12 protein-coding genes are annotated in these 12,798 nt (G+C 72.0%); 4 read left to right on the top strand and 8 right to left on the bottom strand.

The features are described 5' to 3' along the window. Window positions 1–19 precede the first annotated feature (19 nt). A complete protein-coding gene (locus AB0K10_RS01575) occupies window positions 20–2,302 on the bottom strand; it encodes an EAL domain-containing protein (RefSeq protein ID WP_363678841.1) in 2,283 nt (760 codons plus the stop codon). Window positions 2,303–2,527: 225 nt separating this feature from the next. On the opposite strand from AB0K10_RS01575, the gene AB0K10_RS01570 reads away from it, so the two are divergent. Then, complete coding sequence (locus AB0K10_RS01570) at window positions 2,528–3,709, top strand: hypothetical protein (protein ID WP_363678839.1); 1,182 nt, start codon at window positions 2,528–2,530, stop codon at window positions 3,707–3,709. A 229-nt stretch (window positions 3,710–3,938) separates the two neighbouring features. Here the strand turns inward: AB0K10_RS01570 and AB0K10_RS01565 are convergent, their stop codons facing one another. The 6 genes from AB0K10_RS01565 to AB0K10_RS01540 form a co-directional block, all read right to left on the bottom strand. Then, on the bottom strand, window positions 3,939–4,172 hold the full coding sequence (locus AB0K10_RS01565) for a zinc-ribbon domain-containing protein (protein ID WP_363678837.1): 234 nt from the start codon (window positions 4,170–4,172) through the stop codon (window positions 3,939–3,941). 242 nt (window positions 4,173–4,414) lie between these two features. Then, window positions 4,415–4,708 (bottom strand): hypothetical protein, encoded by a 294-nt coding sequence (locus AB0K10_RS01560; protein WP_363678835.1) that lies wholly within the window; start codon window positions 4,706–4,708, stop codon window positions 4,415–4,417. A 113-nt stretch (window positions 4,709–4,821) separates the two neighbouring features. After that, window positions 4,822–5,691: an SRPBCC domain-containing protein gene (locus AB0K10_RS01555; protein ID WP_363678833.1), complete on the bottom strand. Its 870-nt coding sequence runs from the start codon at window positions 5,689–5,691 to the stop codon at window positions 4,822–4,824. Then, window positions 5,688–6,242 (bottom strand): helix-turn-helix domain-containing protein, encoded by a 555-nt coding sequence (locus AB0K10_RS01550; RefSeq protein WP_363678831.1) that lies wholly within the window; start codon window positions 6,240–6,242, stop codon window positions 5,688–5,690. Before AB0K10_RS01550 ends, AB0K10_RS01555 begins: the two co-directional genes overlap by 4 nt. 100 nt (window positions 6,243–6,342) lie before the next feature. After that, window positions 6,343–7,686: a class I SAM-dependent methyltransferase gene (locus AB0K10_RS01545; RefSeq protein ID WP_363678829.1), complete on the bottom strand. Its 1,344-nt coding sequence runs from the start codon at window positions 7,684–7,686 to the stop codon at window positions 6,343–6,345. After that, complete coding sequence (locus tag AB0K10_RS01540; protein WP_363678827.1) at window positions 7,683–9,080, bottom strand: FAD-binding oxidoreductase; 1,398 nt, start codon at window positions 9,078–9,080, stop codon at window positions 7,683–7,685. The genes AB0K10_RS01545 and AB0K10_RS01540 overlap by 4 nt, the downstream gene beginning before the upstream one ends. Before the next feature lie 93 nt (window positions 9,081–9,173). On the opposite strand from AB0K10_RS01540, the gene AB0K10_RS01535 reads away from it, so the two are divergent. Next, window positions 9,174–9,644: a YbaK/EbsC family protein gene (locus tag AB0K10_RS01535; RefSeq protein ID WP_363678825.1), complete on the top strand. Its 471-nt coding sequence runs from the start codon at window positions 9,174–9,176 to the stop codon at window positions 9,642–9,644. A 64-nt stretch (window positions 9,645–9,708) separates the two neighbouring features. Next, window positions 9,709–10,413, top strand: a complete 705-nt coding sequence (locus AB0K10_RS01530) for an RICIN domain-containing protein (RefSeq protein ID WP_363678823.1) — start codon at window positions 9,709–9,711, stop codon at window positions 10,411–10,413. Between the two features lies 1 nt (window position 10,414). On the opposite strand, the gene AB0K10_RS01525 is transcribed toward AB0K10_RS01530, so the two are convergent. Next, on the bottom strand, window positions 10,415–11,719 hold the full coding sequence (locus tag AB0K10_RS01525; RefSeq protein ID WP_363678821.1) for an MFS transporter: 1,305 nt from the start codon (window positions 11,717–11,719) through the stop codon (window positions 10,415–10,417). Between the two features lie 53 nt (window positions 11,720–11,772). On the opposite strand from AB0K10_RS01525, the gene AB0K10_RS01520 reads away from it, so the two are divergent. After that, a complete protein-coding gene (locus AB0K10_RS01520) occupies window positions 11,773–12,780 on the top strand; it encodes a helix-turn-helix domain-containing protein (protein ID WP_363678819.1) in 1,008 nt (335 codons plus the stop codon). Window positions 12,781–12,798: the final 18 nt, after the last annotated feature.

The raw sequence follows: 12,798 nt of genomic DNA, 5'->3' as shown, positions 1-12,798 counted from the left end.
GCCTGCCGTTACGTCAGGGTCAAGCCCGATTCTGACCCACCGTGGCGGGGCTGTCCGGACGCCCGTACAGATAGCCCTGACCGCGTGGGCAGCCGATCGCGGTGACCGCGTCGTGCTGGCGTTCGGTCTCCACGCCCTCGGCGATCACCGCCAGGTCGAACGCGCCGGCCAGCCGGGTCACCATCTCCACAGTCGCGTACGCCCGGTCGTCCGTGCCCAGCCGCGCCACGAACGACCTGTCGATCTTCAGTTCGGTGGCCGGGATGCGGTGCAGGTAGCTCAACGACGAGTAGCCCGTACCGAAGTCGTCGATGGCGATCTGGATGCCCAGCTCCCGCAGCTGGTGCAGCCGTTCCAGCACCGCGTCGGTCCCCTCGATCAGCGCCGACTCGGTCAGCTCCAGGGTCAACGCGCGCGGCGCCAGTCCGGCGCTGGCGGTGGCCGCCGTGACCGTGGCGATCAGGTCGGGCCGGCGCAGGTGCGCCGCGGCGATGTTCACCGCGACCGTCGCCTCCGGCGCCCGCGCCCGCCAGGTCGCCGCCGCCCGGCACGCCTCGTGGATCACCCAGCGGTCGATCGGGATGATCAGCCCGGTCTCCTCGGCCAGCGGCAGGAACTTCGCCGGCGGCAGCATCCCGAGCCGGGGGTGCCGCCAGCGCACCAGCGCCTCGGCGCTGCGGACCGCGCCGCTGGCCAGGTCGACGATGGGCTGGAACTCCAGGTGCAGCTCCTCCTCGTCGACGGCCCGGCGCAGATCGGCGATCAACTCCGCCCGGGACACGGCCGACTCGCGCAGGCCCGGGGTGCACGTCCGGTACGCGGACTTGCCGGCCGCCTTCGCCGCGTACATGGCGATGTCGGCGTCGCGCAGGAGGTCGGTGTGCGAGGCGTGCTGCGGCCCGTACTCGGCGATGCCGATGCTCGCCGACGGGTGCACGCCCACGTCCTCCTCACCGTCGGAGGGTCGCAGCGCGTCCAGCAACCGCTCGGCCAGCCGCTCCGGGGACACCGGCCCGTCCTGCTCGACAAGCACCGCGAACTCGTCCCCGCCGAGCCGGGCGATGGTGCCGTCGCCGGCCACCGCCGTCCGCATCCGCGACGCCAACCCGCTCAGCAGGGTGTCGCCGGTGGCATGCCCGAACCGGTCGTTGACCTGCTTGAACCCGTCGAGGTCGAGCAGCAGGACGGCCACCGGCCGGCCGTCGCGCAGAGCCAGGCGCAGCAGCCGGTTGAACAGCAGCCGATTCGGGAGGCCGGTGAGCTGGTCGCCGTACGCGAGCCGACGCAGTCGCGCCACCAGGCGCAGGTTCTCGTTGGCGGCCAGCCCCTGGCGTACGGCGAGGGCGGCCAGCAACGCCATCATGGTCACGAAGACCAGCTGCGGGGTCTGGCCGGTGGGCCGGCGGGCCAGCAGCACCGCGATGATCGCCCCACCGACCGGCAGGTACGGCAGCGCCACCCGCCACCACGGCGGCAACGGCGACTCGGCGGTCTCGTCGGTGCCGTCGCAGTCCGGCGGCGGCGGGTTCCCGGTGGCCAGGCCGATCAGCAGATAGCTCAGCGGCCAACACAGGTCGATGGGGTGACCAGCGGCGTAGTCGGCGCGGGCCACCAGCGAGACGTAGACGACGTCGGCGACCACCCGAATGGTGAGGCTCACCGCGAGCACGCTCATCGGCCGCCACAGTGGCCGCGCCGGCCCGGCCACCGCCACCAGAATGGTGAGCTGCATCAGGTCGAACATCGGGTAGAGCAGCCCCAGCGTGCGCGCCGGGTCGGCCAGCTCTGCGGCGGCAACCCCCTGGAACACCAGCACCCAGCCGATCGGCACCAGGGCCAGCGCGACGATCACGCCGTCCAGCAGCGTCCGGGCCCGGCCCACTCCCGTACGGGGCCCGGACGGCGAGCTGAGCAGCGCGGCGGTGCCGGTGAGGATGCCGGCGGTGAAGACCACACCGACCAACGGGGTGTGCGGCAGGTCGCCGCCGACCAGTCGCTGCGCCGTCCAGATCGCCCGGCCCAGCGCGGCGAGCGCCATGGTGACGGCCAGCAGTGTCCAGAACCTGCGCAGCGGGGCCGGATGTCGACGGGCCACGCCGGCGCAGGCGAGGGTTGCCCAGCCGGCCACCAGCAGCGCGCCCACGTCACTGACCAGCGCGGTCCCGGGCAGCGCGGCGACCAGCCAGATCGCCTCCACGACAAGGACCGCGCCGACGACTGACAGCCCGGCCCGGCTCAGCCAGGCCGGCGCGACGCCGCTGGGCAGCGCGCGGCCCGCACCCTTCACGTCCTGTCGCGACACGGTCGCTCCGGCTCTTCGTCGTACGTGCACCCTCGGCGGACCTGTCCACGGCAAACCCCGAAAGCCTAGCCAGCGCCCCGGGCGCCCGCCAGGGTCCGGACGGCCGCGCGAGTCGAGCCGGTCCGGCCACACAGGACCCCCGCCCCGGGACGAACCGCCGCCGTGCGAGGGCTCGGCGGCCGGACGTACCCGCGCCGCCACCTCTTCGGCCGTACCATCTGCGCGGTGACATCTCCCCGCCGTCGGCTGGCGGCCGCGTCCATCCTCCTGGTGGTGGAAGCGGCGCTGTTCGCACTGCTCGTCACCGAGTCCCCGGCGGGCGCCGTCGTCGCCGTCGGCATCACCTGCCTGTCGTTCTGGGTGCACCTCGTTCTGCACGAGTGCGGGCACCTCGTCGCGGCGAAGCTGCTGCGCCTGGAGGTCGTCGCGGTCCGTATCGCGCCGTTCACCGGCTGGCGCAACCACGTGTCGATCCGACCTACGCCGTCGGCGACCGCGTTACCGCTGCGGATGGTGCTGTTCTACCTCAGTGGCCCGGTGGTCAACCTCTGCACCGCGACGGCGCTCGGTGCCGCAATGGCGTCGACGAGCACCGCGGTGACAGATGTCGCACTGCTCGGCGCAGCGCTTCTCGCGGCGCTTCTCGGGGTCGCCAACCTCGTTCCCTCGCCGCACACTGACGGCCGCAACCTGCTCGGCTGGCTCGTGACGCCTACCGCCACCGTCGCGGCGCTGCGTGCGGCCCACTACCAGGAGGAGATCAACCGGACGCTGCGGGCCATCAGCCATGAGGAGGCGGACGAGGGTCGCATCGAAGATCCGGTTCGCGACGCAGACGACCCACGGTTCGCGCTCGCTGCCTTCCACCGACGCTGGAGCACCGGACACGCGCGCTCGGCGACGGACTTCGTCGCCGACGCCGAGCGACTCGCGGCGCTGGCTCGGGCCGAGAGCACCGATCCCCTGACGGCCGCCACAATCGGGCAGGCGCTCAGCGTCCACTTCGGGATGTGGTACCTGTACGCCGCGGTGGTGACCAGATCGCCTCTCGAACACCGGGAGGTGGTGGAGATCTGGGAACTGGCGCGGCTCGGTTCCCAGGTGCAGCCGCACAGGTTGACCGCCCGTGTCGCCATGAGCCTGGCGTACCTGCTCAACCAGCGGCCGGAGCGGGCGCGGGCGCTTCTTCTCGACGTTCGGGTCGGCGTCGACCCGCCGGATCTGTGTAGCGTCGCGTTTCTCCTGCGGGCCATCGCCGAGTGCCACCTCGGCAACCACGCCGATGCGGACACGCACATCAGGGCGGCCGGCGGCGGCTACCCGCAACTGACACAGGTCGTCGCCACGATCCAGGCGGTCGATCCGGTGCTGCCGATGTTCGCTCCGGCACCGACGGCCGACACCTGATCGGTGTGCCGCCACGCCACCGGTACGACCGGAGAGCCAGGAGGATCAACGGCCGGCGGACCGGTTCCAGGGTGAGCGGGGCAGGGTGGTGCCGGCCATCGGCCGACGGGCGCGTCGGCGCCTCCGCCGGCCGGGGGTGCAGGGCGGGCGGCTCACAGTGTGCACGGCGGGGCCGTTGGGCGGGGGTTGCCGGCCGATGAGCCAGCACAGGAAGCGGGCCATCGGCGGCTCAGCCGACCGGGAGGCGCTGGGCGTCGGACCTGGCGATCTCGTACTGCGCCCCGCAGAACGTGCACTGCTGCGCGTACCGGGTGCGGATCGGGATGAGCGGTACGAAGAAGAGGGTGAACTTGGTCGACCGGCGGGTGATGACCTGCGCGGCGTGGTTGCCGCAGTGGCGGCAGACCTGCTGCACGACGCCCGAGCGGTCGACCTTGGTACGCAGACCAAAGATGAAGAACATCGCCCGCCAGTACCCACCTGACCACGAAAAGGAACGTGCCAAGCAGGAAGGGGACGGCGGTGGATGATCATCTGTGGTGGTCGGGCGTCCGGCGAAGTACATGCAGCGCGGCCATCGCCTGAGCCCTGAGCTTCCTTGCCAAGATCGTGCTCGATCGCGACGGAACCGTCAGCTTGCTGCTGCTCCGGAGGGCTCGGGGCCGGCACCTCGGCCGAGATCCAGATCGGCTGCCAGCCCGCACCTCAGGTCGCCGACCCCGGCCAGGGTCGCCGCTCGTCCAACTCAGCGGCGAGCCGGCGGAGGAAATCGCGGAAGTCGTGCTCGCTGTGCGGCGTCTCGATCTCGTCGGTCAGCGGACCGGCGTATTGCCGCGCCCAGGCGATCGCATCGGCGTAGACGCCCGGCCCGTCGCCGAAATACCGCCGCTCCACCATCGCCGCGGCCATCTGACCGGCGCTGGGGTCGTCCAGCTGAGGGGTGAAGATCAAGCCGTACAGGATCTGGTTGATGACGCCCTTCCAGTCGCGGCTGTCCATCTCACACCTCTCGGACGGGGAGCCCGGCACCGCAAGCAGCTCCACCTTGGATCATCGACCCAAAGGCCGAACCATCCAAGATGGAGCTGCTGACGTCTCACTCAGTCACCGCGTCAGTTGGCGGGCTCGGGCTCCAGGCCGGGGACCTCGGCCGAGATCCAGATCGGCTGCCAGTCCGGCACCTCGTGGAACCGGCGCAGCTCGGCCAGGCCGCTCACCGACCCGCTCCAGGCACCGTACGGAGGGTTGGTCTCGTCGAAGCCGCTCTGCACGAAGGTGAGCGTGGTCCGGCCGTCGGACTCGGCCAGCTCCCAGTTCGTGACGCCGGTCGGGCCCCAGTCCACGGACATCTTCCGGCCCGGCTCCACATCGACGATCTTGGCCGCGTAGCCGCTCTCGAAGCCGCCCATCGCGTACCGGCCGCCGACCCACGGCTCGATCCCGATGGGGTAGCCGAACCAGGCACTGGCCTGCTCGGAGTCGGTGAGCGACTCCCACACCTTGTCGATGGGGGCCGCGATGACCAGCTCGCCGCGCAGGTCGGCGGAGGTGAAGTCGGTGCGGGGCAGCAACGGCCGACCCTCCAGGTGGGAGGCCAGGTTGGCGATGGACAGCGCCCAGTAGGTCTGCAGCACGCCACGGATGCTGGAACCGGTCATCGCCTCGTTGAAGTCGAAGTGGCTCTGCGTCAGCGTCAGGACGGTGCTGTCGGTGCTCTCGGCGGTCAACTGGAGCTCGGTGGTGGTCTCCACCCCGTCGAGCAGCCAGCCGAAGCGCAGCGTGTCGTCGTCGGAGTGCAGCAGGCGCTGGTGCGGCGCGTCACCCTCGGGCGTGTAGCGACCCCAGAACTCGTACCGCTGGGGCAGCTCGACCTCGGCGTGCTCGGCCAGCCAGAGTCGCAGCTCGGCCGGGTCGGTCAGTGCCTCGCGGACGCGCCCGACGGGCGCGGAGAGGCGGGCCTGGACCTTCAACGGGTCACTCATGTGTCGTTCCCTTTCGGATAGCAGGCGACGGCGAGCTTGAAGGCATCTCCTTCACTGCCGCCGTATCGGGCGAACAGGTCCTGAAGTGCGGTTTGCAGGTCGTGCAGGAACTGCGGGCGCTGCTCGGCGGGCACCCGGATCTCGCCGGAAACCCCGATCGAGGGCAGCTCGGGGGCGCTTCGGTCCAGGGCGGCGACGTCGGCCTGGACCTCCTCCATCAGGTCGAGCAGGTAGCCCAGGCTCAGCTCGTCGCGGGCTCGGCGCAGCCCGATCCGGCCGACCAGGCGGGGTGACAGCCAGTAGGACCGGGCGGCGGCCTGGTAGATGCCTTCGGTGATGCCGCGGACCTTGCGCTCGTTGACCAGCTCGACGAGGCCGGCCGCGACGAGCTGCTTGACGTGGTAGTAGACGCGCTGCGGCGTCTGGTCGAGTCGGGCCGCGACCTCGGTGCAGGTGCGCGGTTCGGCGAGTTGCCGCAGCACCTCGACGCGCTGCGGCTTGAGCAGGACTTCGGCCTGCTCGATCTGCTCCAGGTACAGGACGTCTCTCATGGCAAAATCAGTTTGTACGTACAAAACTTGTTTGTCAATCGCTTCGCGAGAAGCCGCGCCGACTTTCTCGACGCGGCTCCAGGCAGCGTTCAGCAGATGGTCAGGGCAACCAGTCCGGTCGCAGCGGGTAGCCGTTCACACCGTCCGGGCCGTTGTGGGTGGCCAGCACCTGGTGCAGCTGGATGCCGTTGCGCTCGAACGCCATCCGCGATCCGGCCATGTAGAGCCCCCACACCCGGGCCGTGCCCGCGCCCACCTCCGAGACGCAGAAGTCCCAGTGCTCCACCAGGTTGCGGCACCACGCGGCAAGCGTCAGCGCGTAGTGCTGGCGCAGGTTCTCCTCGTGGTGCACCTCCAACCCGGCGTCGTGCACCTCGCTGATCAACCGACCCGGGCCGGCCAGCTCGCCGTCCGGGAACACGTACCTGTCGATGAACGCGCCCGAGCGGTGCGGCGCCCGGTTGTCGGCCCGCGTGATGGTGTGGTTCAGCAGCCGCCCACCCGTACGCAGCCGCGAGCGCAGCGCCCCGAAGTAGGACGGGTAGTTGCGCACCCCGATGTGCTCGGTAAGCCCGATGGAGGAGATGGCGTCGAACTGCTCCGCCGGCGCGTCCCGGTAGTCCAGGTGCCGCACCTCGGCCAGCTCGGTCAGCCCCTCCCGCTCGATGGCCGCCTGCGCCCACTGCGCCTGCGCCTTCGACAGGGTCACCCCGAGCGCCTTGACGCCGTACTCGCGGGCCGCGTGGCGGACCATGCCACCCCAGCCGCAGCCCACATCCAGCAGCCGCATGCCCTTCTTGAGCGCCAGCTTGCCGGCGACCAGGTCGTACTTCGCCGCCTGGGCCTGCTCCAGCGTGTCGTCCGGAGAGCGGTAGACCGCGCAGGTGTACGTCATCGACGGGCCGAGGACCTTCTCGTAGAAGGCGTTCGAGACGTCGTAGTGGTGCGAGATCGCCGTGCTGTCGCGCACCCGCGAGTGCCGCAGCCCGTTCATCACCCGCTTCCAGCGCGGCTGGGCCTCCTGCGGAGGGGCCGGCGGCGGCATCAACCGCTCCCAGCCCAGCCCGCGCACCAGCGCCAGCCCGTCGGTCACCGACGGTGGGCGCAGCCGCAACTCGTCCTTGAGCACCCGCAGCGCCTCGTACGGGTCACCCGGGTGCACCCCCTGCAACGCCAGGTCGCCGCTGACGTACGCCCGGGCCATGCCCAGGTCACCGGGGGCGGTGAGCAGGTACGACAAACCCCGCTCGGAACGGATCGACAGGGTGATGCCGGCGTCGGACGGGCCGACGGCGCTGCCGTCGTACCCGATGATCCGCACCGGCAGCGGCGCGGCGGTGACCGCGCGGACGACGTCCGCGACGGTCGGACCGGTGGGCCGGCCCCCCGCCGGCGGGGTGGCGGGGACGCTCGCCGCCCCCTGGTCTCGATCGGTCAGGCTCATGCTCGTGCTACCGCCTTTTCGTACAGTCCCGTCAGCCGGTGGTCCGGGTCGTAGCGGTCCTTCACCGCGCGCCAGGTCTCGCCGCCGTAGAGGCGATCGAAGGCGTCCCGGTCGTAGTACGCGTCCGAGTAGAGCGACTTGTGCCCGCCCGACTCCGACACCCTGCGTTCGATCGTGCGGTTGACGTCGCCGTCGGCGGCGCCGGGCGCGATCGGCACGCTCCCCCAGAAACCAATGTTGACGTAGTCCTGCCCCGCGTGGAGCGGATACAGCGGCCAGGACCGCGCGGAACCGGGACCCTCCGGCTCGCGCAACCGCAACGGGCAGAGCCACACCGGGGTCATCCCCACGCTGCCCGCGAACCAGCGCAGGAAGTCGGCCGTGCGGTCCAGCGGGATCTCCACGTCCTGCACGACCCGCTCGCGGGCCGGCTGGCCGCGCAGCCGGTCGATCCGAGCCGCCACCTGGTGCCGGTGCTCGAGGCGGACCAGTCGGTGGTAGACGTCGCTGCGCCGGTATCGCGCCGGCCAGAGCCTGCGCACGACCGGGTGCTGCGCGCCGAACGCCGACGAACACCAGAACCAGTCGGTGTCCCAGCGCCACAGATAGTCGTACGCGGTCAGCACGTCGCGGGTGCGCCGACGCAGTGACCGGTAGTAGATCTCCTGGCCGGTGTAGTCGCTGGGCGGGTCGGCCGCGTCGGTGAACGTGCCCAGGATCAGGTACGCCTCGCCGGGGCTGAACATCACGCCGTCCATCACGTCGACAGGCTCGCCGGCCCAGGATCGGCTGGCGGACACCTCGGCGATCGCGTCGGTGAGCGCCTCCAGTTGGGTGAACCGGATGTTGCGCAGCGCCACGTACCGGCCGATCGGTTGCAGCTCGATGCGCAGCCGGGTGGCGTACCCGAGGCTGCCCAGCGAGTTGGGGAACGCGGTGAACAGGTCGGCGTGCTCCCCGTCCGGCCGGGCGGTGACGATCTCGCCGGAACCGGTGAGGATGTCCATCTCGCGTACCGACTCGTGGGGCAGGCCGTTGCGGAAGGAGGTCGACTCGATCCCCAGGCCGGTCACCGCCCCACCCAGAGTGATGGTGCGCAGTTGCGGCACCACCAGGGGCATCAGCCCGTGCGGCAGCGTCGCGTCGACCAGGTCCTCGTACGTGCACATGCCCTGCACGTCGGCGGTGCGCGCGTTCGCGTCCACCGCGAGCACCCGGTTGAGGCCACTCACGTCGAGGCCCGGGGTCCGAGGAGCGGACCGGGGGCGGAACAGGTTGGAGGTGCGTTTGGCCAGCCGGACAGGCTCGCCCGTGGGCACTGCGGCGTACGACCGCCGCAGCGTGTCCACCGCGTCATCATGGTCAATGGGGTGATCCACACGCTCAGCGCGCATGTGATCACCTTACGCCCGGACCTCGGAAACGGTGGGATGTCAACGCCTGCGGTTTCCCGTCCGGCACCAGTTTCGACGGTTACCGTGGCGGGCATGCCATCGCCCGCTATCACCGCCCTGGACGCCGCCGGACTGCCGTATCGGCTGGTCAGCCACGGTGCGGTAGGCAGCCTCGCGGAGGCCGCCGCGGCCCGGGGCGTGGCCGTCCCGGACGTGGTCAAGACGATAGTCGTCCGCCGGAGTGCCGACGATCACGTCTTCGTGCTCACCCCTGGCGACCGGGTCGTCTCCTGGCCCAAGCTGCGTGCCCTGCTCGGTGTGCAGCGCATCTCCATGCCGGACGCGGCGGGCGCCCTGGCCGCCACGGGCTACGAGCGCGGCACGATCACCCCGTTCGGCGCGAGCACCGCGTGGCCGGTCATCGCCGACGAGCGACTGCGTGGCCGGGAGATCACCCTCGGCGCGGGCGAGCGGGGTCTCGCCGTCGCGGTCGACGCCGATGCCGCGATCGCCGCCCTCGGCGCGACGGTGGCCGACGTCACGGACCCCCAGCCGACCCGCTGATCCCACCGGCCGCCCGCGTTCGCCGGCTGGCCCCGGCCGGCAGTGGTGGGTGAGGATGGCGCCTATGTCCCTGCCCGAGGAACGCCCCGATCCCGCCGGCACCGTCTACGGCGGTCGGCGGAGAGCCCGTTCCGGGCCGCTGGCCGACCCGCTGCTGCGGGTGGCGTTGGCGGTCGGGCTGGTGGGCGTACTCCTCGGGGTGGTCTTCGCCAGCGGCCTGCTCGACGGCGACGACGAGCCGGTGGTGCCCGCGACGGTCGCCGCGCCGCCCAGCGCGGCCGAGCCGACCGCCCCGCCGGCCGAGCCGGGTCCGACCCCCTCGGTCGAGCCGTCGCCGTCGGCCACCCCGGCCCTCCCGACCGCCGGGCCCCGCGTGCTGCGGTCGCCCTCCGGGCTCTGCCTCGGGCTCGACGGTGACGGCGAGAAGGCGCAGGCCGAGCTGGCCGCCTGCACCGGCGGCCAGGAGCAGCAGTGGGTCGTCAACCCGGCCGGCGCGGACGCGGTGACGTTGACGAACGCCGCCCACGGGCAGTGCCTCGACGTCGAGGGCGGCAGCGGTGACGACGGGGCGACGGTGCTGCAGTTCCCCTGTCACGGTGGGGCCAACCAGCAGTGGCGGCTCAGTCCGACAGGCACCGGGCCGGTGCTTGTCGTCGCTGTGCACAGCGGCAAGTGCGCGCAGGCCGACGACGACGGCGCCGAGGCCGGGGACGAGATCCGCCAGCGACCCTGCGACGGCCGGCCCGCCCAACAGTGGACGCTCGGCTGACTCAGCCTCGGAAGCTCCAGGCCCGGGGTGCGGTCGCGGCGGCCAGGACGGCCTCGGACACCGGCCGCCCCGGCCGTCGGCGCAGCAGCAACGACAGCCCGGCCGCGCCGATCGACAACGCTCCCGCCACGTACCAGGCCAGCGCGTAGTCGCCGAGCCGGTCGCGGACCAGGCCCGCGCCCGTCGCCGCGAGCGCCGCGCCGAACTGGTGGGCGGCGAACACCCAGCCGAACACGACAGCCCCGGCGCCGCCGAAGTACTCCCGGCACAGCGCCACCGTGGGCGGCACGGTGGCCACCCAGTCCAGGCCGTAGAAGATGATGAACACCAGCATGCTCGGCTCGGCCGTGCCCGCGAACAGGCTGGGCAGCACGAGCAGCGACAGCCCGCGCAGGGCGTAGTAGGCGCCGAGCAGCAGCCGGCTGTCCACCCGGTCGGTGAGCCAGCCGGAGGCGATCGTGCCGACGATGTCGAAGAGGCCCACCAGGGCGAGCAGTCCGGCCGCCGTGGTCTCGGCCATGCCGTGGTCGTGCGCGGCCGGCACGAAGTGCGTACCGACGAGACCGTTGGTGGTGGCGCCGCAGATCGCGAACCCGCCGGCCAGCAGCCAGAACGGCCGGGTCCGGGCCGCGGCTGCCAACGCGCCCAGCGCCCGGGTCGCCGCGCCGCCGGTCGGCGGCGGCGGCGCGACGACCTCGGTCGCGCCGTAGGCGGGCAGGTCGAGATCCGCCGGGTGCTCGCGCAGCAGCCACACCACCAGGGGTACGACCGCCAGGGCGGCTCCGGCCACGACGAGCGCCGCCGTGCGCCACCCGTGGTCGCGCACCAGCACGGCGATCAGTGGCAGGAAGATCAGTTGGCCGGCCGCCCCGCCGGCGGTCAGCACCCCGGTGACGAGGCCCCGCCGACGGACGAACCAGCGCCCGGTGACCGTCGCCACGAACGCCAGCGCCATCGAGCCGGTGCCCAGGCCGACGAGGACGCCCCAGCACAGCAGCAACTGCCAGCTCGCGGTCATGAAGACCGTCAGGCCACTGCCGGCGGCGACTAGCAGCAGCGCCACCGACACCACCCGGCGGATGCCGAAGCGGTCCATCAGCGCGGCGGCGAACGGCGCGGTGAGCCCGTAGAGCAGCAGGTTGACCGAGACGGCCGCGGAGATGGTGGCGAGCGGCCAGCCGAACTCCGCGTGCAGCGGGTGCAGCAGCACCGACGGGGTGGCGCGGAAGCCGGCCGCGCCGACAAGCGCCACGAAGGCGACGGCGGCGACGAGCCAGGCGGGATGCAGGCGACGGTTCGTGGTCACGTCGACAAGTCTGGGCGGGGTTCTCGACGGCGACGAGTGGCCGGAAAGCCATCATGCGCAATAATCGGGCCATGAGCACTGGCCCGCACCGGATCGCCGTCCTCGCCCTCGACCAGGTCGTCGGCCTGGACCTGGGCACCCCGTCCCAGGTCTTCAGCACCGCCAGGGGTGCCGACGACAGCCGCTTCTACGACGTACAGGTGTGCACCCCGGGCGGTCGGCCGGTTCGCAGCACGGCCGGTTTCCAGGTGCTCCCCGACCACGGCCTGGAGCTGCTGGACACCGCCGACACCGTGATCGTCCCCGGCATCCACGACGGCGCCGTACTGACCTCGGGCGACATCGAGCCGGAGGTGGCCGTGGCGCTGCGGTCGGCGTACGAGCGGGGTGCCCGGATCATGTCCATCTGCACCGGAGCGTTCGTCCTGGCCGCCGCCGGTCTGCTCGACGGACGGCGGGCCACCACCCACTGGGCGTTCACCGAGCAGTTCCGTCGCCTGTACAGCCGGGTGGACCTCGACCCGGGCGTGCTCTTCATCGTCGACGACCGGGTGTTCACCTCGGCCGGAGTGGCCGCAGGCATCGACCTCTGCCTGCACGTCATCCGCCTCGACCACGGCAGCGAGATCGCCAACCGGGCGGCCCGCCGCTGCGTGATGCCGCCGTGGCGCGACGGTGGTCAGGCGCAGTACATCGAGCAGCCGGTGCCGAAGGCCACCGACGCCAGCACCGCCGGCACCAGGGAGTGGGCCCGACAGCGACTGCACGAGCCGATCGCCCTGCGCGACCTCGCCGAGCAGGCCCGGATGAGCGTACGCACCTTCACCCGACGCTTCCGCTCGGAGACCGGACTGAGCCCGGCGCAGTGGCTGCTGCAACAGCGCACCGACCACGCGCGACTGCTGCTGGAGACGACCGACCTCACCGTCGACCAGATCGCCCACCGCTGCGGTTTCGGGACGACGGCCGCGCTACGCCAGCAACTGCATCAGCGCATCGGCGTGGCCCCCTCCACCTACCGCCGCACCTTCCACCCCCGCCCCGAGCTGGCCAGAACCTGACCCACCCGAGGTCACGCC

This window comes from Micromonospora sp. NPDC049274 (genome assembly GCF_040678875.1).
Classification (GTDB): Bacteria; Actinomycetota; Actinomycetes; order Mycobacteriales; family Micromonosporaceae; genus Micromonospora.
Note: the sequence above shows the minus strand (reverse complement) of the source record. Positions and strands in the feature narration are given on the sequence as shown.